Raw genomic sequence first — 19,173 nt, forward strand, 5'->3', positions numbered from 1 at the left:
CGGATCGATCCGACCGGGCCGGGCGCGGAGCCCCGCCGTCCCGCCGCCGCGGCAGACTGGTCGGATGCAGGAACGCACCGGCCGCCGACGCGGAGACGACTCCGAGCACCCCCGCGCCGTGCTCGCCAGCGGGTACACCGCGCGGATCGAGCCCGACCGCCACTCGCCCGAGGCGGCGACCCTGGTCGTCGACGGCACTCCGCAGTCGCACGTCGACCTCGCGGATCCGACGCACCTCTCGTTCGAGTACGTCCGCCGGATCGGCCACGCGATCGACCTCGTCGCCCCCGAGGGCGAGAGCGTCACGGCGCTCCACCTGGGCGCCGGAGCGCTGACCCTCCCCCGCTACGTCGCCGCGACCCGGCCGGGCTCGCGCCAGCAGGTCGTCGAGATCGAGGGCGCTCTGGTCGAGCTGGTGCGCGAGGCGCTCCCGCTCCCCCGCGGGGCGCAGATCCGCATCCGCCAGGGCGACGCCCGCGAGGTGCTCGGCAAGCTGCCGCCCGGGCTGCGCGGCACGGTCGACGTGGTCGTCGTCGACATCTTCTCGGGCGCGCGCACTCCCGCGCACGTGACCAGCGCCGAGTTCTACGGGGCGATCGCGCCGCTGCTCGCCCCCGGCGGCCTGGTCGCGGTGAACGTGGCCGACGGCGGCGCGCTCGCCTTCGCCCGCGCCCAGGCCGCGACGCTCGCCTCCGTCTTCGCGCACACCGCGATCATGACCGACACCCAGATGCTCAAGGCCAAGCGCTTCGGGAACGTGGTGATGCTCGCCTCGGCCGATCCGCTGCCGCTCGACGGCCTGCCGCGGCGCCTCGCCTCCGACCCCGCGCCCTCCAAGCTGGTGCAGGGGCGGGAGCTCGAGAACTTCATCGCCGGCGCCCTCGTCGTCACGGACGAGACCGCCACCCCGTCGCCGCTGCCGGCGCGGAGCGTCTTCCAGGTGCGACGGGGCTGACCCGGGCCGCGCGTCGGGGCGCCGTCCGGGGACCCGCCGGTACACTCGACGCCGGGGTCAGCGACCCCGACCGTCCTCTCGTCCGCCGCGCGCGACGATCCGGATCCGCACTCCACGAGGAAGCATCGCCCTGAGCATCATCATCCGCCACGACCCCGCGACCCTCCACGAGGAGATCGACGTCGACGCCGCCCAGGAGCGCCTGGAGGAGATCGGCGCGCTGCGCAGCCTCGCCGCGCTCACCGAGAAGGCGGAGCTGCTGCGCCTGCTCGGGCGCGTCGACGAGGCGTGGGACCTCGCGAACGAGGCCGTCCGCCGCACCCGCTTCTCCGGCGACCGCGCCGAGCTGCTCACCGCCCGCGTCCGCCGCGCCCGCCTCATGCAGCTGCGGGGCCGCACCGACGAGGCCCTCTCGGAGCTCGCGCTCTGCGTCGAGGAGGCGCGCACGCACGAGTGGCACCTCGAGCACTCCTTCGCGCTCAAGCACCGCGGCCTCACCTTCTTCGAGCTGGGCGAGTACGGCCGGGCCATGCGCGACTTCGACGCCGCGACCGCCCTCGGCGAGCGCGTCGGGGTCCCCGAGGAGGAGCTCGAGGTCGCGCGCCTGGGCTACGCCGCCGCCTCCGAGTTCCAGGACGGGACCGACCGCGAAGCCCGCACCGACGGCACCGCCCGCGGCCGACGCCGCGCCGACGGCGACGAGTCCTAGGCAGCGCCACCGGTGGCCGACCTCGAGGACGTGGCCCGCTGGGCCGACGCGCTGATCGAGGAGCACCTCGACCCCTCCTGGTCCTTCGCGCTCGACCACGCGCGCACCCGCGGCGGCGCCTGCCACTGGACGCGCCGCCGGATCACGGTCTCGCGCCACCTCGCAGCCCGCTGGAGCGACGAGGAGGTCCGGCAGACACTCCTGCACGAGGTCGCTCACGCGCTCGCGGGGCCCGACGCCGGGCACGGACCGCAGTGGCGGCGGATCGCGGCGCGGCTCGGGTACACGGGATCGCGCACCCACAGCAACCCGACCGCGGACGAGCTCGCGCCGTGGGTCGGCACCTGCCCGGGCGGACACCTCTTCTACCGCCATCGCCGGCCCACCCGGCCCCTGGCCTGCGGCCGCTGCGCGCGCCGGTTCGAGGCCGCGAACGCGATCCAGTGGCGGCGCCGACCGGTCCCGGCGCCGTGACCCCGGACGAGGCCCCGCACGGCGGGCGCACGCCGGTCACCGGGCAGTGGCTCCCCGAGGCCGACGGCCGGCGCTGGTGGTTCGACTCCGGAAGCCTCGCACTCGACTTCGCCACGACCGGAGCACTGCCTCCGGGAGCGGCCGAGCACCTCGACTCCGACGCCGCCCTGGCCGCCTGGCTCGCCGAGCGCTTCGAGGCGGTCGGCCCCGAGAGCCGGGACGCGCGCCTCGACGACGCGCTGATGCTCCGGGGCGCGATCGCCCGGCTGGCCGTCGCGGCCGAGGCCGGCACCGCGCCCGACCCGCGCGACGTCGACGTGGTCAACCTGGTCGCGGCGATGCCCGATATCCCGCCGGTGCTGAGCGGCGGATCGCGGCAGGCAGGACGGCTCCACGCGGCGGGCAGGCAGGCGCTCGCGTCCATCGCCCGGGAGGCCGTGGGGCTGCTGGGTCCGGCCGCGACCGGACGGCTGCGGCGCTGCGCGGATCCGGAGTGCCGGATGCTCTACCTCGACACGTCCCGAGCCGGGTCGCGCCGCTGGTGCTCGATGCAGCGCTGCGGGAACCGGTCGAAGGTCCGGGCCTACCGCGCGCGCGCCGCCGCCCCGCGCGGCTGACGCACCGCCGCGGCACCGGGAGCGGCGCCGCGGCGGGACGGGTCAGTCGGAGACGCGGACCGAGCGGTCGAAGGCGACGTAGCCCGAGAAGTCCTTGCCGACGCGGTCGAACGCCGTCGGGTAGGGGTGCGGGTACGACCAGGCCTTGTCCTTCTGCAGGCCGTCGCCGGTCTGCACCGAGAAGTACTGGCACTCGCCCTTCCACGGGCAGGTGTAGGGCGTGGGGCTCTCGACGAGCACGCCCTCGGCGATGCTCGACGGCGGGAAGTACCAGTTGCCCTCGATCGAGATCAGGTCGGAGTCGGGGGCGTCGGCGAGGACGACGTCGTTGAGGACGGCTTTCATGCGGGCCAGCTTTCGGTCGGGGCGGGGGGCGGAGGGACCGCCTCCGCCGAACGCTACGCCGGGGGCGGGCGAGTGGTCGAGGCGGCGGCTCGGATCCGCAGGGGCTTGTGCGCTCCGCGGACGCCCTGCACCGCTCGGAGGCCGCGCCCGCCGGAGCGGCGGGTCAGCGGAGGACCGACACCTCGTCGACGGTGTCGACCCGGGCGGCGGCGCGGACCTCGTCCGCCCGCCCCTCGGCGGCGAGCAGGCGGCCGGACTCGGACGCGGTGAGCAGATGCGCGCACGCCCGGCGCAGGCCCTCGTAGGACGCGCAGGCCACCGCGGCCTCGGGCGAGACGTGGTCGATGCCCAGCCCGATGAGCGCGTCGACGACGGCGCCGGCCGCCAGCTGGTCCTCCATCGCGAACCGCGCCGCTCCGCTGTCGTCGACGTCGCCGAGTGCGATCACGTTGACGCTGGTGCGCCCGCCGTTCTCGTGCTGGCGCTCCAGGATCCAGCGGGCGACGGCCGAGCGGTCGGTCAGGCCCGCGCGGACGACGCGGCCCTCCACTCCCCCGAGGTCGGGGCTCTCGCCTCCGGGCAGAGCGTCGACGAGCACCGTGACGTGGGCGGGGGCGAGCACGCGGAGGGCGCGGGCCCCCCACTCGAAGCGGATCTGGTAGGTCGACTGGTCGACGGAGGCGGCGGGAGCGGTCACCCTGACACGGTAGCGAGCCCCGGAGGCGCATACACGTCCGGGGCTCCGCGCGCACCCGGTTCCCGCGCAGGGGCGGGCGGAGGAGGATGTCCCTCGTGAAGGTGATGCTCAAGCACGTGCTCGACACCGACGCCGACTCCGCCTGGCGCGCCCTGCAGAGTCCGGCCGTGTTCCGGGAGGTGATGTCCCCGCTCCTGACCGCCGCGTCGCTGGACGAGGGCGGCTTCCGCCCGACCTGGGGGCTCGGCTCCCACGAGGTCGCGATGGATGCCCTCGGGATCGTGCCGATGGGCGCGCAGGAGATCGACCTCTCCTACCGCCGCGTCCCCTCGATGCCCGACGTGCGGATCCTGCGCGACAGCGGCGGGCCCCTCACCGGCTCCCTCCGCCTCATCACCGCGTGGGACCACCGCATGGCCGTGGCCCCGCTCCCTGACGGGCGCACGCTCTTCCGCGACCGCCTCGAGTTCTCGGCGGGCCTCGCCTCGGCCGCGCTCTGGCCGTCGATGTGGGCGTTCTGGCAGTGGCGCGGCATCCGCATCCGCTCCCTCGCCCCGTCCTGGCGCCACGATCTCGGTGCCGACACCCGCCCGCGCGGGGAGTCCGCCGCATGAGCCCCGACGGCGTCGCCGAGGAGGAGACCGAGCTGTCGCGCTCGGAGCTCCTGCGCCTCCAGTGGCCCTCCGCCGACGAGGAGGAGCAGGACGACGACGGCGTCTCGCCCCGCCGCCGCCTCACGACCGCGGTCGAGGTGTCGGACTGGCGCCGCCACGTCCAGGCCCTCTACGCGGAGGTGCGCCGGCTCTCGAACGTGGACCTGCTCGCCGCGCACGCGTCCTGGATCCGCGGGCGCAACGCGCTCTTCGCGCAGCACCCCTCCACCCCCCTCCTCCCGGCCGACCGCGCGCACTTCCGCTCGCTGCCGATCGCGCCCTACGACGCGGCCTGGCGCTTCGAGCTCGAGGTGGCTCCGGCCGAGGAGGCGCGGCGGATGGACGTGGAGACCGGCACCGACGGCACCGTCCCCTTCGAGCTGATCGGCACGGTCGAGGTGCCGGACGCCGGCAGCCTCGACGTCTGGCGCCTCGCGTCCTACGGAGGAGGACTGTTCCTGCCGGTCAAGGACGCCCTCGCGGGGACACCCGGCGGCACCTACGGCGGCGGCCGCTACCTCCTGGACACCGTGAAGGGCGCCGACCTCGGCCCGGGCTCCGCCCCGGGGACGCTGGTCCTCGACTTCAACTTCGCCTACAACCCCTCCTGCGCCTACGACCCGGCCTGGGCCTGCCCGCTCGCCCAGGCGGGCAACCGGCTGCCGGTCGAGGTGCCGGTCGGCGAGCGCTACCGGGGCTGACACCGACCCTGGACGTTCTCGGAGGGGCGGCCGATAGCCTCCGGGCGGCGCCGTCGTGCGCCGGAAAGCAGGAAAGCCGCATGCCCCGTCCCGTCCTCCTCGTCACCGGAACCTCCACCGGCATCGGCCGCGCCACCGCGATCGAGGCCGCGCGCGCGGGCTGGCGGGTGGTCGCCACCGTGCGGGATCCGGAGCGGGCGGAGGGCCTGCGCGCCGCCGCCGCCGAGGCACGCGTCGAGCTCGACCTGCGAGCGCTCGACGTGACCGACGCGGACTCCGTCGCCGGCTGCCTCCGCGCCGTGGAGGAGGAGCTCGGCGGTCTCGACGCCCTCGTGAACAACGCCGGAGCCGGCCACCTCGGCACCCTCGAGCTGGAGGATCCGGAGGAGCTGCGCCGCGTGATGGAGGTCAACTTCTTCGGCACCGTCGCGGTCACCCGCGCCGCGATGCCGATGCTGCGCTCGTCCCGCGGTCGCATCGTCACCGTCTCGAGCGTCGGCGGCGCGATCGGGCAGCCGTTCAACGAGGACTACTGCGCGGCGAAGTTCGCGGTCGAGGGGTTCTTCGAGGCGCTCGCCCCGGTCGCCGCCTCCGTCGGCGTCCACGTGTCGCTGATCGAGCCGGGAGCGGTCCGCAGCAGCTTCGTCGAGAACGTCGGCATCGACGCGGCGGCGATGCTCGCGCAGGCCGGCCCCTACTCGCCGGCGCTCGGCGCCTACCTCGACCGCGCCGCGTCGTCCTTCTCCTCGACCCACGCGCAGGACCCGTCCGACGTCGCCGCTGTCATCCTGAAGACCCTGCGCGACCCGGAGCCGGCCTTCCGCGTGCAGACCTCGGACTGGGCGGGCGACTTCGTCGGGACCAAGCTGAGCGACCGCGACGGCTCCCGCGTGCAGGCCGCGATGCGCGGATGGATCGGCATCCACTAGAGTGGGATGGTGCGAGCGCAGCGACTGCGCTCCCCCGCGTCGTAGAACGCCCCTTGTCCCCTAGGACTCTGACCGTCGAGGATCCGTCCCGACCATCTGGCGCACGTGCATGAGGCCCCCGGCCGCGCGCACCGAATCGTACGGCGAACGGATGTGACCACCGTCACCTTCGCCCGAACGCCGATCACCCGCGCCCCGGCCACCGCCCGCGCGTCCTCGATCGGCATGATGCCCCCGAAAGGCACCACTTCATGTCGAACACCCCCCTCTCCTTCAGCGCCCTCGGCGTGCCGGCCCCCCTCGTGGCCGCGCTCACCGCGAGCGGCATCGCCGAGCCCTTCCCGATCCAGGTCGACACGCTGCCCGACACCCTCGGCGGACGCGACGTCCTCGGCCGCGGCAAGACCGGCTCCGGCAAGACCCTCGCCTTCTCCATCCCGATGATCGCCCGACTCGGCGGCTCGCTCGCCGGCGGACGCCGCCGCCCCGGCCGCCCGCTCGGACTCGTCCTCGCGCCGACCCGCGAGCTCGCCACGCAGATCACCGCCGCGATGCAGCCCCTCGCCGACGCGTACGGCATCGTCACCACCACGATCTTCGGAGGCGTCTCGCAGCAGCGCCAGGTCGCCGCGCTCAAGCAGGGCGTCGACATCGTCGTGGCCTGCCCGGGCCGCCTCGAGGACCTGATGAAGCAGGGCTTCGTGAACCTCGACGCCGTCGAGATCACCGTCCTCGACGAGGCCGACCACATGGCCGACCTCGGCTTCCTGCCGGTCGTCACGCGCATCCTCGACAAGACCCCCCGCGGCGGCCAGCGCCTGCTGTTCTCCGCGACGCTCGACAACGGCGTGGACAAGCTGGTCAAGAAGTACCTCCAGAACGAGGTGCTCCACTCGGTCGACGAGGCCAACTCCCCCGTCGCGCTGATGACCCACCACGTGTTCGAGGTCGACGGCCTCGACGCCAAGAACGCGCTCGTGAAGACCCTCGCGTCCGGCACCGGCCGCCGCATCCTCTTCATGCGCACCAAGCACCACGCGAAGAAGCTCGCCAAGCAGCTCACCGGCCAGGGCATCCCCGCGGTCGACCTGCACGGCAACCTCTCGCAGGTCGCCCGCGACCGGAACCTCGCCGCGTTCGGCGCCGGCACCGTCAAGGTCCTCGTCGCCACCGACGTCGCAGCCCGCGGCGTGCACGTCGACGACGTCGAGCTCGTCATCCACGTCGACCCGCCGATGGAGCACAAGGCGTACCTGCACCGCTCGGGCCGCACCGCCCGCGCCGGCAGCGAGGGAGACGTCGTCACCGTCGTCCTGCCCACGCAGCGCAGCGACGTGAAGACCCTCCTCCGCAAGGCCGCGATCCAGGTCGCGCCCCAGCAGGTGACGGCCGACTCGGCCGCCGTCGCGAAGCTCGTCGGCGACGTCGCTCCGTACGTCACCCCCAGCGCCGCCGTCGAGCCCGTCCGCGGCCAGTCGCAGGGCGGACGCTCGCAGGGCGCCAACGCGCAGCGCAAGCGCGCGGCCCGCACCGAGGGCACCGCCGCACCCCGCGGCGGACGCTCGACGGGTGCCGCGACCGGCGGAGGCGACCGCCCCCGCCGCGACCGCACCGCCGCCGAGGGACCCGCCCGCGGCGGCGCCCGCGGAGGCCGCAGCCGCTCGGCCGCCGGCGCCCCCTCGACCTCGGGCGGATCGCGCTCGTTCTACAGCACCGCGACCGGCGGAGCGGCCTCGGCCGCTCCCGCCCGCGAGTCCGCCGGCGGCGGCGCCCGCCGCGGCGGCCGCCGCGCGCAGGGCTGAGTCCGATTGTGCGCCGCGGAGCGGCGCACCGCAGTCGGCTTCAAGCACGGTTGCGATACGCAGAGCATGTCGCGACCGGGGGCTGAGCGTTCGGTGATCGCACGCCAACGCTCGTCCTGATCAGGACGCCGACATCACGAAGGGCCGGGGCCCGCGACTACTGGTCGCGGGCCCCGGCCCTTCGTCGTTCACGCTTCACCTCTTCGAGCGGAGTCCCGCGCAGGGAGCTCCGGAAGTCCTCGCCGCGTCCTGATCAGGCGATTGCCTGCTGCGCCGTCATCGGGCAGGGGCGCCGCCTCGCCTCGCCCGGTCACGAAGGTCCCGTGGCGCGAGCCGGTCGGCCGAGCCGCATGCCGGCGAATCCAGGCGTACGCCCGACGCTCCAGCCGGCCCGCCATGCTTGCGAGCCGACCGCGGCGCGCCGCTATCGGCGCGCAGAAGGGAGCGCCGCGGCCGATCCGCGCCGCTAGGACAGGCGGCCGACGGAAGCGAGCGCGGCGCGGATCAGCGCGCCCCGCCCGCCCTCCATCTCGGCGGAGATCGCGTCGGAGCAGGCCTCGTCGGGGGTCATCCAGGTGAGCTCGAGGGCGTCCTGGCGGGGGTCGCAGGTGCCGGTGACGGGAACGACGTAGGCGAGGGAGACCGCGTGCTGGCGGTCGTCGGTGAACGGTCCCATGCCGGGCATCGGGAAGTACTCGGCGACGTGGAAGGGGAGCGGGCTCGCGGGGAGGAGGGGGAAGGCCATGGGGCCGAGATCCTTCTCGAGGTGGCGGAACAGCGCGTCGCGCAGCGTCTCGCCGTACATCACGCGGCCCGAGACGATCGTGCGGGTGATCTGGCCGGAGGGGGTCGCGCGCAGGAGCACACCGACCTCGGTGACCTGCCCGAGCCCGTCGACCCGGACGGGCACGGCCTCCACGTACAGCAGCGGGAGCCGCCGGCGGATCTCGGCGAGTTCGTCGTCGGACAGCCACCCGGAGTTCGGGTCAGGGGTGCGCACGCTCATGCAGCCATTCTCACCCTTCGCGGCTGGTGTTCCGACCGGCGGCGGCGATCCCGCACTCAGGGGGATGATGGTGCGATGGGAATCGACGCGAACGCGGTGCTGTGGTCCTCCTCCGAGCGCGACCGCGTCGGCAGGCCCCTCCTGGTGCTGCTGCACGGCTACGGCTCGCACGAGGGGGACCTGTTCTCGCTCGGCGCCTACCTGCCGCTGGAGCCGGTCCTCGCGTCCCTCCGGGCGCCTCTCGCCCTGGGCGGCGGGGCGAACGCGTGGTGGCCCCTCCGGGTGCCGCTGGTGCCTGACGAGCCGCGGGCCGATCCCGAGGCCGTCGAGGCGGCGGCGGCGGGCGTGATCGAGTGGCTCGACGCTTTGGAGCACCCGGGTCCGGTGGGGCTGCTGGGCTTCTCCCAGGGCGCCGCGCTGGCGGTGCAGCTGCTGCGGCGCGCGCCTGGCCGCTTCGCCTTCGCGGTCGCCCTGTCCGGGTTCGTGGTCCCGCTCGCCGAGGGCGACGACGCGGACGAGCGGCTCGCCCGCGAGCGTCCGCCGGTGTTCTGGGGCCGCGGGACGCTCGACACGGTGATCCCGGAGGAGCTCGTGCGGGACGCGGCGGCCTGGTTCCCGGAGCACACGGCGCTCGACGCCCGGGTCTACGAGGGCGTCGCCCATGGAGTCGGGCAGGACGAGCTCGCCGACATCAGCACGTTCGTGCGTCTCGGCTTCGCCTGACGGGCGGACTCCCCCGCGTCAAGGGCTCGCCCCCGGGCCGCGGCCCCGGCAATGTCGGAGGTGGCAGGGAGGATGGGTGCATGCCGGACGTCCTCGAGCGCTTCTCCCCCGCCACGCGCGCGTGGTTCGAGGGCGCGTTCCCGGCGCCGACCGCCGCCCAGGAGGGCGCCTGGTCGGCCATCTCGAGCGGAGCGCACGCCCTCGTGGTCGCTCCCACCGGCTCCGGCAAGACGCTCTCGGCCTTCCTCTGGGCGATCGACCGGCTCGTGCAGGGCCCGCCGCCGGAGGATCCGCAGCACCGCACGCGCGTGCTCTACGTCTCGCCGCTGAAGGCTCTCGGCGTCGACGTCGAGCGCAACCTCCGCTCGCCGCTCGTCGGCGTCACCCAGACGGCGCTGCGGCTGAGCGCCGAGGGCATCGGCAGCGCGCCGGCCACGGTCACCGTCGGGGTGCGGTCGGGAGACACGCCCGCCGCCGAGCGGCGCGTGCTGCAGAAGACGCCGCCGGACATCCTGATCACGACCCCCGAGTCGCTCTACCTCATGCTCACCTCGGCGGCGCGCGAGTCGCTCCGCGGCGTCGAGACGGTCATCGTCGACGAGGTCCACGCGGTCGCGTCGACCAAGCGCGGGGCGCACCTCGCCGTCTCCCTCGAGCGGCTCGACGCCCTGCTCCCGAAGCCGGTGCAGCGCATCGGCCTCTCGGCGACGGTGCGCCCGCGCGAGGAGGTGGCCCGGTTCCTCGCCGGCCGCTCCCCGGTCGCGATCGTGGCTCCGGCGTCCGAGAAGCAGTGGGACCTCAGCGTCGTCGTCCCGGTCGAGGACATGTCCGAGCTGGGGACGGCGGCTCCGCAGGACGGATCGACGATGGGGGCCACCGGTCCGCAGAGCGGGTCGATCTGGCCGCACGTCGAGGAGTCGATCGTCGACCGGGTCCTCGCGCACACCTCCTCCATCGTCTTCGCGAACTCCCGCCGTCTCGCCGAGCGGCTGACCGCCCGGCTCAACGAGATCTACGCCGAGCGCCGCGAGCTCGCCGCGGAGCGGGCGCGCGAGGCGGGCGAGCCCGTCGCCGTCGGGGCCCTGCTCGCCGAGGCGGCCTCCTCCTCCGTCCGCCGCTCCCCGGCCGAGGCGATGGGAGCGGCCGGGGGCACGAGCGGCAGCGGGCAGTCCGCGCCCGACGAGGAGCCGCTGCTCGCCCGCGCCCACCACGGCTCGGTGAGCAAGGAGCAGCGCGCGATCATCGAGGACGACCTGAAGTCCGGCCGCCTGCGCTGCGTGGTCGCGACCTCGAGCCTCGAGCTGGGGATCGACATGGGCGCCGTCGACCTCGTCGTCCAGGTCGAGACGCCGCCCTCGGTCGCGAGCGCCCTGCAGCGCGTGGGTCGAGCCGGCCACCAGGTCGGCGAGGTCTCGCGCGGGTCCTTCTACCCCAAGCACCGGGCCGACCTTCTCCACTCCGCCGTGACGACGGAGCGGATGCGCTCGGGCCTGATCGAGGCGATCGCCGTCCCCGCGAACCCGCTCGACATCCTCGCGCAGCAGACCGTCGCCGCGACCGCCCTCGAGAGCCTCGACGTGGACGACTGGTTCGACACCGTCCGCCGCAGCGCCCCCTTCGTGTCCCTGCCCCGCTCCGCCTACGAGGCGACCCTCGACCTCCTCTCGGGCCGCTACCCCTCCGACCAGTTCGCGGAGCTGCGGCCGCGCCTCGTCTGGGACCGCGACGCGAACACGCTCACCGGCCGGCCCGGCGCCCAGCGCCTCGCCGTCACCAGCGGCGGCACCATCCCCGACCGCGGGCTCTTCGGCGTATTCATGGTCGGCGAGCCGGGCTCGACCGGCAACCGCGTCGGAGAGCTTGACGAGGAGATGGTCTACGAGTCCCGCGTCGGCGACGTCTTCGCGCTCGGAGCCACCAGCTGGCGCATCCAGGAGATCACCTACGACCGCGTGATCGTGACGCCGGCGTTCGGCGAGCCCGGGCGCCTCCCGTTCTGGAAGGGCGACTCGCAGGGGCGCCCCGCCGAGCTCGGCGAGGCGATCGGGGCGTTCACCCGCGAGGTGGGCGCCGCCGCCCCCGAGACGGCGCGCGAGCGCTGCACGGCGGCCGGGCTCGACGAGTACGCGACCAACAACCTCCTCTCCTTCCTCGACGAGCAGCGCCTGGCCACCGGGCAGATCCCGGACGACCGCACCCTCGTGCTCGAGCGCTTCCGCGACGAGCTGGGCGACTGGCGGCTGGTGCTGCACTCCCCGTACGGGATGCAGGTGCACTCGCCGTGGGCGCTCGCCATCGGCGCCCGCGTCCGCGAGCGGCACGGCGTCGACGGAGCGGCGATGGCCGGGGACGACGGCATCGTCGTGCGGATCCCCGACACCGAGTCGGAGCCGCCGGGCTCCGAGCTGTTCCTGTTCGAGCGCGAGGAGCTGGAGCAGCTGGTCACGAGCGAGGTCGGCGGCTCCGCCCTCTTCGCCGCCCGGTTCCGCGAGTGCGCGGCGCGGGCGCTCCTGCTCCCGAGGTACAACCCGGGCAAGCGCTCCCCGCTCTGGCAGCAGCGGCAGCGGGCGGCGCAGCTCCTCGACGTCGCCCGCACCTACCCGACCTTCCCGATCATCCTCGAGACCGTCCGCGAGTGCCTCCAGGACGTCTACGACCTGCCCGCCCTGCTCCGGCTCGCCGCACGGCTGGACGGGCGCGAGCTGCGGATCCTCGAGGTCGAGACGCCGACCGCCAGTCCGTTCGCGCGGTCCATGCTCTTCGGCTACGTCGCTGCCTTCATGTACGAGGGCGACAGCCCGCTCGCCGAGCGCCGCGCGGCGGCGCTCTCGGTCGACGCGACGCTCCTCGGCGAGCTGCTCGGCCGGGCGGAGCTGCGCGAGCTGCTCGACCCGGCCGTCCTCGCGCAGATCGAGCGCGAGCTGCAGCGCGTCGAGCCCGAGCGCCGCCTCCGCGGGCTCGAGGGCGCCGCCGACCTGCTCCGGCTGCTCGGCCCGCTGACGCTCGACGAGCTCGGGGAGCGCCTGGTCGACGAGTCGGTCGCCTCGGCGGACGTCGCGAAGGCGCCCGCGATCGAGCGCGCGGTGCTCGAGGCCGACGTGGCCGCGCTCGTGAAGGCCAAGCGCGTCCTGCCCGTGGGCCTCGGCGGTGAGCAGCGGTACGCCGCGATGGAGGACGCCTCCCGGCTCCGCGACGCTCTCGGCGTGCCCCTGCCGATCGGCGTCCCCGTCGCCTTCATCGACCCGGTCCGCGATCCGCTCGGCGACCTCGTCGCCCGCTACGCGCGCACCCACGGCCCCTTCACCGCCGCCGCCGTCGCCACCCGCCTGGGCCTCGGAGTCGCGGTCGTCACCGACACCCTGCGCCGCCTCGCGGGCGAGCGCCGCGTCTCGGAGGGCGAGTTCCGCCCCACCGGCACCGGGACCGAGTGGTGCGATGCCGAGGTGCTGCGCCGCCTGCGCAGCCGCTCTCTCGCCGCGCTCCGCAAGGAGGTGGAGCCGGTGGACGCGGCCGCGTACGCCCGCTTCCTCCCCGCCTGGCAGCACGTCGGCGGCTCGCTCCGCGGTATCGACGGCGTGGCCTCCGTGATCGACCAGCTGGCCGGCGCGCCCATCCCCGCGTCCGCCTGGGAGTCGCTGATCCTGCCCGCCCGGGTGCGCGACTACTCCCCCGCGATGCTCGACGAGCTCACCGCGACCGGCGAGGTCCTCTGGGCCGGCGCGGGCACCCTGCCCGGCAACGACGGCTGGGTGAGCCTCCATCTCGCCGACACGGCAGGGCTGACCCTCCCCGTCCCCGCCGCCGAGTCCGTGACCCTGACCGAGCTCCAGCAGGAGATCGTCGGCGTGCTCGGCTCGGGCGGCGGCTACTTCTTCCGCCAGCTCTCCGACGCGGTCGGCTCCACCGACGACGCGGGCCTCGTCGAGGCCCTGTGGGAGCTGGTCTGGGCCGGGCTCGTCACGAACGACACCCTGGCGCCGCTGCGCACCCTCGTCGGCTCGACCGGCGGCGCCCACCGCCAGCCGCGCGCCCCCGCCCGCGCCCGCGCGCCCCGGGGCCGGATGACCGCCCGCCCCACGATGGCCACCCGCGTGGGGCCGCCGACCGCCGGCGGCCGCTGGTCGATCGTGCCGCTCGCGGAGTCGGACGCGACGATCCGCGGGCACGCGCTCGGCGAGACGCTGCTCGAGCGGTACGGGATCGTCACCCGCGGCTCCGTGCAGGCCGAGGGCGTCCTGGGCGGCTTCGCCCTCGCCTACAAGGTGCTGAGCGGCTTCGAGCAGCAGGGCCGCGCCCGGAGGGGCTACTTCATCGAGAAGCTGGGAGCAGCGCAGTTCGGCACAGCCGGCAGCGTCGACCGGCTCCGCACGTTCGCCCCGCAGGACGAGGCGCAGGAGCGCTCACGCCCGGTGCTCGCGCTGGCGGCGACCGACCCCGCCAATCCGTTCGGCGCCGCTCTGCCGTGGCCGCAGGGCGAGGGGCACCGCCCCGGTCGGAAGGCCGGCGCGCTGGTCGCCGTCGTCGACGGAGCGCTCGCGGTCTACCTCGAGCGCGGCGGCAAGACCGCCCTCACCTTCACCGCCGACGAGGCGGCCCTCGCCGACGCGGCCGCCTCCCTCTCGCAGCTGGTCCGCTCCCGCGGGGTCGAGAAGCTGACCGTCGAGAAGATCGACGGCGTCTTCGCGCTCGGCACGCCCTTCGGCGACGCCCTCGTCGCCGCCGGCTTCGTCGCGAATCCGCGCGGCCTGAGGATGCGCTCGTGAGCGCCGGAGGGAGCCCGCGTGCCCGAGGGTGACACCGTCTACCGATCCGCCCACAACCTCGCCGAGGCGCTGGACGGCGAGGTCCTCACCCGATGCGACGTCCGCGTGCCGAAGTACGCGACGGTCGACCTCACCGGCGAGACGATCGACGAGGTCGTCCCCCGCGGCAAGCACCTGCTGATGCGGGTCGGCGACGCGCTGATCCACTCCCACCTCAAGATGGAGGGGAGCTGGCACCTCTACTCCCGCGGCGAGGGCGAGCGGCCGAAGTGGCACCGGCCGGCGTTCCAGGCCCGGATCGTCCTCGAGACCGAGGACTGGCAGGCGGTCGGCTTCGAGCTCGGGCTCCTCGAGATCGTCCCGCGCTCGGCCGAGGAGGACGTGGTCGGCTATCTCGGCCCCGATCTGCTCGGCGCCGACTGGGACGCGGACGAGGCGCTGCGACGCCTGTCCGCCGATCCGGAGCGGCCGATCGGGCTCGCGCTGCTCGACCAGCGGATCATGGCCGGACTCGGCAACGTCTACCGCGCCGAGCTGTGCTTCCTGCGCGGCGTGCTGCCCACGCGCCCGGTCGGCGGGAGCGGCGACCTCGTGCGCACCATCGCGCTCGCGAAGCGGCTCATCACCGTGAACCGCGAGCGGATCGAGCGCACGACGACCGGCAACCTGCGCCCGGGCCAGCAGCTCTGGGTCTACGGCCGCGACCGCAAGCCGTGCCGGCGCTGCGGCACTCCGATCGAGCGCGGTGAGCTCGGCGACGACGAGCTGCAGCTGCGGGTCACCTACTGGTGCCCGCACTGCCAGAGCTGAGGGGCTACTCCTCGACCGCGGAGCGGCGCCCGGGGACGTGCTTCTCGTGGACGCCGACGTCCGTCAGGCGCTCGATGCGGTCGACGTGGCGGCCTGGCTCGCCGCCGTCCGCGACGATCCAGCTGCCGACGAGGAGGAACCCGTCGCGGCCGCCGGCCGTCAGCGGGCCCGTGATCGTGAACGACCCGAGCGCCGGAGTCGAGAACGCCACGCGCACCGGATCCCCGTGCTCGAGTCCCTCGGCCGAGCGCTCCCCGCCGACCTCGTCGGCGTCCGGAGCCAGGGCGATGCTCTGGATCTCGGTCCCCGTGCCGAGGAAGACGTCCGCGACGACGAGCTCGCCGCCGACGGCCTGCCGGACGACCCCCTCGATCCCGTAGAGGCCGTAGCGCGGGGAGCGGACGAGGACGCGCACCGAGTCGCCGATCGCGACCTCGGCGAGAGCACCCCGGATCGAGGCGACGTCCCTCCGCGCGGGAGGGGCGGACAGGGCGTCGAGGATCGGGCTGGGCATCCGATCAGGGTAGCCGCTCCGGGAGCGCACCCGCCCGGCGGATCGGCGGCGGATCCCGGCGGGCTGAGGCGCCGGATCGCATCGGCCGCCGACGCCGCGCGCGAGCGGCGGAGCACCGGCCGGAAGGCTCCGGCACCGCGAGACCCCGGCACTGCGGCGACACCGGCACCGCCGGGAGACGCCGGTACTGCGGCAGGCACAGGCACCGCCGGGAACGACGAAGGCCCCGCCTGAGCGGGGCCTTCGGACGATGCGGAGTCGGTGGGATTTGAACCCACGGAACCCAATAAAGGGTTCTCCACCTTAGCAGGGTGGTGCACTCGACCGGACTATGCGACGACTCCTCAGCGCCCGCTGGCGGACGCACGACGACCATCATAACCGCACGCGCGAGGGCCTCGCGACACGGGCGCCCGCCCCTCCGCGGGAAGGCGGGAAGCCGCCTACTGGTCCGACAGGGGCCGGCCGATCGTGCAGGTCTCCTGCTGCGCGGTCTGCCCGGAGACGTCGCTCGGGAGGGTGACCGGCCCGTCGGGTGCGCTCGTCGCGGGGGCGTCGGTCGCGGGGGCGTCGGTGGCCGGCGACTCCGTGGCCGCCGGAGCGTTGGTCGCCCCGGGCTCCTCCCCCGTCGACTGCGAGCCGCCGCCGGTGGTGCCGCTCAGCGCGATCGGCTGGTCGGCGAGGAGCGCCGCGTTCAGCGCCGCCGCCGCGTCCTCGCTGGGGTACACGCCGTTGCCGTCGATGAAGGTCGGGTACTGCACGAAGACCACGTTCGCGAGGTCGACGTCCTTCACCGCGAGGCCGATCGACACGAGGGTGTTCACGTTCTCGAGCGAGGTGGAGAGCTGCATGTTCGAGACGGCCGCCTTCGCGAGGCCGTAGAGGTTCACCGGGTTCGAGAGCGTCGACGCGCTCTTCACCTTGCGCACCAGCGATGAGAGGTACACCTGCTGGCTCGAGATGCGGGTGAGGTCGCTGCCGTCGCCGACGCCGTGCCGGGTGCGGAGGAACGCCAGCGCCTCGGCGCCGACGAGCGTGTGCGTGCCCGCGTCGAGGTTCAGCCCCGTGTACTCGTCCTGGATCGGGGTGGCGACGCAGACGTCCACTCCGCCGACCGCGTTCGACATCTCGATGACGCCCTCGAACTGGATGAGCGCCGCGTAGGGGATCTCGAGCCCGGTCAGCTGCTCGACCGTCTGCACGGTGCACGCCAGCCCGCCGGCCTCGAGCGAGGTGTTGATCTTCGCCGAGTCCACCGCGTCCGAGACGGCGCCGGTGGCCGGGTCGGTGCAGGAGGGGATCGGGACGTAGAGGTCGCGGGGGAAGCTGACGACCTCCACGGTCGAGTGGTCGGCCGAGATGTGCATGAGCATCGTGACGTCGTTGAGGTTCTCGGCACGCTCGCCGTAGGCCCCGGCGGCCGATCCGTCGGCGCTGTCGCTGCCGGCGAGCAGGATGTTGACGCCGCCCTCGATCGCCCCGATCTCGGGCACGTCGCCTCCGCCCGAGTCGATCCCGAGGTCGACGGACGGACGCGCGCTCCCGGCGATCAGCGAGGCGGCGATCGCCACGATGCAGACCGCGCTGAGAACGCCGACGCCCACGCAGGCTGCGAGGATCCGCGCGGCGAAGCGCACGCCGCTCGGGCGGCGCAGGCGGCCGTGCCGTGCTGCTGTGGTCCGGGTGGACGCGCGTTCGCTCATCGGGTCGTACTCTCTCTCGGCTGCGGGACGCGTGTCGTCCCGGAGTCAGCGCGCGAGGTGGAGAGCACCCGTGGTGCCGCCCGCCCTCGGCTCAGCCGAAGAAGCCGACCGAGCAGGTCTGCTGGTCGGCGCTCTGGCCGGTGACCGATTCTGGCAGGGCAACCTTGGATCCGTCCTCGGGAGTCGCTGCAGGAGTGCCGGGTGCAGGAGTGCCGGGTGCCGCCTCGGCCGTCGCCAGCGGATCCGCGGTCGCCGGGCCCGACGGAGCGGCGGTATCGGCCGGGGCCGCCGCCTCGCCCTCCACGGTCGCGCCGGCGCCCGTGCCGCCGGTGATGGCGATCGGCTGATCGGTCTGCAGGGCGCTCGCCAGGACGTCGCCCGCGGCGCGGTCCGGCTCCACTCCGCTCGGAGTCGCCCCGGTCGGGTACTGCGCGAAGACGACGTCCGCGAGGTCGACGTCCTTCAGCGCGAGTCCCATCTGGACCATCGTGTTCACGTTGTCGAGACCGGTCGAGAGCGTCATGTTGCCGAGCGCCGCCTTCGCGAGACCGTAGAGCGCGACCGGGTTGAGGAGGGTGTCCGCGCTCTTGATCCGGCGCACGAGCGCCGAGAGGAAGACCTGCTGGTTGCTGATGCGGGTCAGGTCGCTGCCGTCGCCGATGCCGTGGCGGCTGCGGAGGAACTGCAGCGCCGCCATGCCCTCGAGCGAGTGCACGCCCGGCTCGAGGTAGGTGTTCGTGTAGGGGTCCGCGATCTCGGTCGCGACGCAGACGTCGACTCCGCCGACCGCGTTCGACATCTCGATCACGCCGTTGAACTGCACGACCGCGCCGTAGTCCACCCGGACGCCCATGAGGTCCTCGACGACCCCCGCCACGCAGCCGAGGCTGACGTCGCTGCCCATCGCCTCGTTGATCTTGGTGTCGTACCGGGCGGGGATCGTCTCACCCGTGGCGGCGTTCACGCACTCCGGGATGTCGACGTACATGTCGCGGGGGAAGCTCACGACCGTCGCGTTGCTGTGGTCGGCCGAGACGTGCATCAGCATGTTGACGTCGTTGAGGACGCTCGTCTCCTCGTCGGGGTCGCCGTAGGCGTCGCCCTGGCCCTTCCGCGAGTCGCTGCCGACGACGAGGACGTTGAAGCCGCCCTCGAGTGCGCCGATCTCCGGGGCGCCTCCGGCCTCGACGCTGGAGCCGGCCGCGCCCGGGTGCAGGTCGACCGAGGGCTGCACGGACTGGACGATCAGCGTCGCCGCGATCGCGACCACCGACACCGAGGCGACCACGCCGACACCGCCCACGAGGGCGGCTCCCTTCACCAGGGTCCGCGCGAGGGTGTGCCGCTTCTGGCGGCCGTGCCGTACGAAGGGGCGCGGCGTGCGCGGAGTGTCGCGAGTCTGTGTCGAAGGGCCCGTGCGGCGCATCCGTCTCCCGGTGTCGAGGCGTCAGTGGTGCGGAGGTGAGGGCCGGGCGTCGGTCCCGGGCGTCGCGCAATCCTATACAGAGGGGTGGCGCGTTCCGAAGGAGAGCGGGCGGCCCTCCGTCGTCGCGCGCCAGGACGGGCGTCGGAAGGCGCCGGCGGGAAGCGACGCGAAGAACGGGACGGCGTGGCGGACGGCGCGGCGGACGGCGTGGCGGAGGGCGTGGGATTCGAACCCACGAGACGTTTCCGCCCACCAGTTTTCAAGACTGGCTCCATCGGCCGCTCGGACAGCCCTCCCGGCCACTCCCGCAGGAGCGACACCCGATAGTAACCGCCGAGCGCGCGGG

Annotated in this window: 17 protein-coding genes and 2 tRNA genes; 11 read left to right on the forward strand and 8 right to left on the reverse strand. The window is 74.4% G+C overall.

The window, feature by feature from the left end:
• The first annotated feature begins 64 nt into the window (after window positions 1-64).
• From C5C35_RS12450 to C5C35_RS12465, 4 genes are all read left to right on the forward strand, one after another.
• Window positions 65-955 carry a spermidine synthase gene (locus C5C35_RS12450; protein ID WP_104238078.1) on the forward strand — a complete coding sequence of 297 codons (891 nt, stop codon included), beginning with the start codon at window positions 65-67 and terminating at the stop codon, window positions 953-955.
• Between the two features lie 379 nt (window positions 956-1,334).
• Entirely contained in the window at window positions 1,335-1,664 is a 330-nt protein-coding gene (locus C5C35_RS17015; protein WP_181027192.1) for a hypothetical protein, read from the forward strand.
• 12 nt (window positions 1,665-1,676) lie between these two features.
• The gene (locus C5C35_RS12460) at window positions 1,677-2,138 is read left to right on the forward strand and encodes a SprT-like domain-containing protein (RefSeq protein WP_104263210.1); all 462 of its coding nucleotides are present in this window, start codon (window positions 1,677-1,679) and stop codon (window positions 2,136-2,138) included.
• The gene (locus C5C35_RS12465; protein WP_258069059.1) at window positions 2,108-2,755 is read left to right on the forward strand and encodes a CGNR zinc finger domain-containing protein; all 648 of its coding nucleotides are present in this window, start codon (window positions 2,108-2,110) and stop codon (window positions 2,753-2,755) included. The genes C5C35_RS12460 and C5C35_RS12465 overlap by 31 nt, the downstream gene beginning before the upstream one ends.
• A 42-nt stretch (window positions 2,756-2,797) precedes the next feature.
• On the opposite strand, the gene C5C35_RS12470 is transcribed toward C5C35_RS12465, so the two are convergent.
• Window positions 2,798-3,100 (reverse strand): DUF427 domain-containing protein, encoded by a 303-nt coding sequence (locus C5C35_RS12470; RefSeq protein ID WP_104224584.1) that lies wholly within the window; start codon window positions 3,098-3,100, stop codon window positions 2,798-2,800.
• Window positions 3,101-3,263: 163 nt separating this feature from the next.
• A complete protein-coding gene (locus tag C5C35_RS12475; RefSeq protein ID WP_104263211.1) occupies window positions 3,264-3,797 on the reverse strand; it encodes a 2-phosphosulfolactate phosphatase in 534 nt (177 codons plus the stop codon).
• An 86-nt stretch (window positions 3,798-3,883) separates the two neighbouring features.
• On the opposite strand from C5C35_RS12475, the gene C5C35_RS12480 reads away from it, so the two are divergent.
• The 4 genes from C5C35_RS12480 to C5C35_RS12495 all read left to right on the forward strand — a co-directional run bounded on the left by C5C35_RS12480 (window position 3,884) and on the right by C5C35_RS12495 (window position 7,882).
• Window positions 3,884-4,411, forward strand: coding sequence for a hypothetical protein (locus tag C5C35_RS12480; protein ID WP_244248113.1), 528 nt, complete (start codon window positions 3,884-3,886; stop codon window positions 4,409-4,411).
• Window positions 4,408-5,151 (forward strand): DUF1684 domain-containing protein, encoded by a 744-nt coding sequence (locus C5C35_RS12485; protein WP_104260906.1) that lies wholly within the window; start codon window positions 4,408-4,410, stop codon window positions 5,149-5,151. Before C5C35_RS12480 ends, C5C35_RS12485 begins: the two co-directional genes overlap by 4 nt.
• A gap of 80 nt (window positions 5,152-5,231) precedes the next feature.
• On the forward strand, window positions 5,232-6,080 hold the full coding sequence (locus C5C35_RS12490) for an SDR family oxidoreductase (RefSeq protein ID WP_104233932.1): 849 nt from the start codon (window positions 5,232-5,234) through the stop codon (window positions 6,078-6,080).
• Between the two features lie 251 nt (window positions 6,081-6,331).
• Window positions 6,332-7,882: a DEAD/DEAH box helicase gene (locus C5C35_RS12495; protein WP_104263212.1), complete on the forward strand. Its 1,551-nt coding sequence runs from the start codon at window positions 6,332-6,334 to the stop codon at window positions 7,880-7,882.
• Window positions 7,883-8,348: 466 nt separating this feature from the next.
• Here C5C35_RS12495 and C5C35_RS12500 read toward each other — a convergent pair whose 3' ends face one another.
• A complete protein-coding gene (locus C5C35_RS12500; RefSeq protein WP_104225113.1) occupies window positions 8,349-8,888 on the reverse strand; it encodes an NUDIX hydrolase family protein in 540 nt (179 codons plus the stop codon).
• 75 nt (window positions 8,889-8,963) lie between these two features.
• Between C5C35_RS12500 and C5C35_RS12505 the strand changes: the two genes are divergently transcribed.
• The 3 genes from C5C35_RS12505 to C5C35_RS12515 all read left to right on the forward strand — a co-directional run bounded on the left by C5C35_RS12505 (window position 8,964) and on the right by C5C35_RS12515 (window position 15,184).
• The gene (locus C5C35_RS12505; RefSeq protein ID WP_104263213.1) at window positions 8,964-9,611 is read left to right on the forward strand and encodes an alpha/beta hydrolase; all 648 of its coding nucleotides are present in this window, start codon (window positions 8,964-8,966) and stop codon (window positions 9,609-9,611) included.
• Between the two features lie 80 nt (window positions 9,612-9,691).
• Window positions 9,692-14,374 carry an ATP-dependent helicase gene (locus C5C35_RS12510; protein WP_104263214.1) on the forward strand — a complete coding sequence of 1,561 codons (4,683 nt, stop codon included), beginning with the start codon at window positions 9,692-9,694 and terminating at the stop codon, window positions 14,372-14,374.
• 18 nt (window positions 14,375-14,392) lie between these two features.
• Window positions 14,393-15,184 (forward strand): DNA-formamidopyrimidine glycosylase family protein, encoded by a 792-nt coding sequence (locus C5C35_RS12515; RefSeq protein WP_104263215.1) that lies wholly within the window; start codon window positions 14,393-14,395, stop codon window positions 15,182-15,184.
• A 4-nt stretch (window positions 15,185-15,188) separates the two neighbouring features.
• Here the strand turns inward: C5C35_RS12515 and C5C35_RS12520 are convergent, their stop codons facing one another.
• The 5 genes from C5C35_RS12520 to C5C35_RS12540 form a co-directional block, all read right to left on the reverse strand.
• Entirely contained in the window at window positions 15,189-15,698 is a 510-nt protein-coding gene (locus C5C35_RS12520; RefSeq protein ID WP_104233937.1) for a hypothetical protein, read from the reverse strand.
• 253 nt (window positions 15,699-15,951) lie between these two features.
• A tRNA-Ser gene (locus tag C5C35_RS12525) sits at window positions 15,952-16,042 on the reverse strand.
• A 99-nt stretch (window positions 16,043-16,141) separates the two neighbouring features.
• A complete protein-coding gene (locus C5C35_RS12530) occupies window positions 16,142-17,401 on the reverse strand; it encodes an LCP family protein (RefSeq protein WP_104226775.1) in 1,260 nt (419 codons plus the stop codon).
• Between the two features lie 91 nt (window positions 17,402-17,492).
• On the reverse strand, window positions 17,493-18,722 hold the full coding sequence (locus tag C5C35_RS12535) for an LCP family protein (protein WP_258059994.1): 1,230 nt from the start codon (window positions 18,720-18,722) through the stop codon (window positions 17,493-17,495).
• Between the two features lie 313 nt (window positions 18,723-19,035).
• Window positions 19,036-19,123 (reverse strand) — tRNA-Ser (locus C5C35_RS12540).
• Window positions 19,124-19,173 lie beyond the last annotated feature (50 nt).

This window comes from Rathayibacter sp. AY1F8 (assembly GCF_002932165.1).
Classification (GTDB): Bacteria; Actinomycetota; Actinomycetes; order Actinomycetales; family Microbacteriaceae; genus Rathayibacter.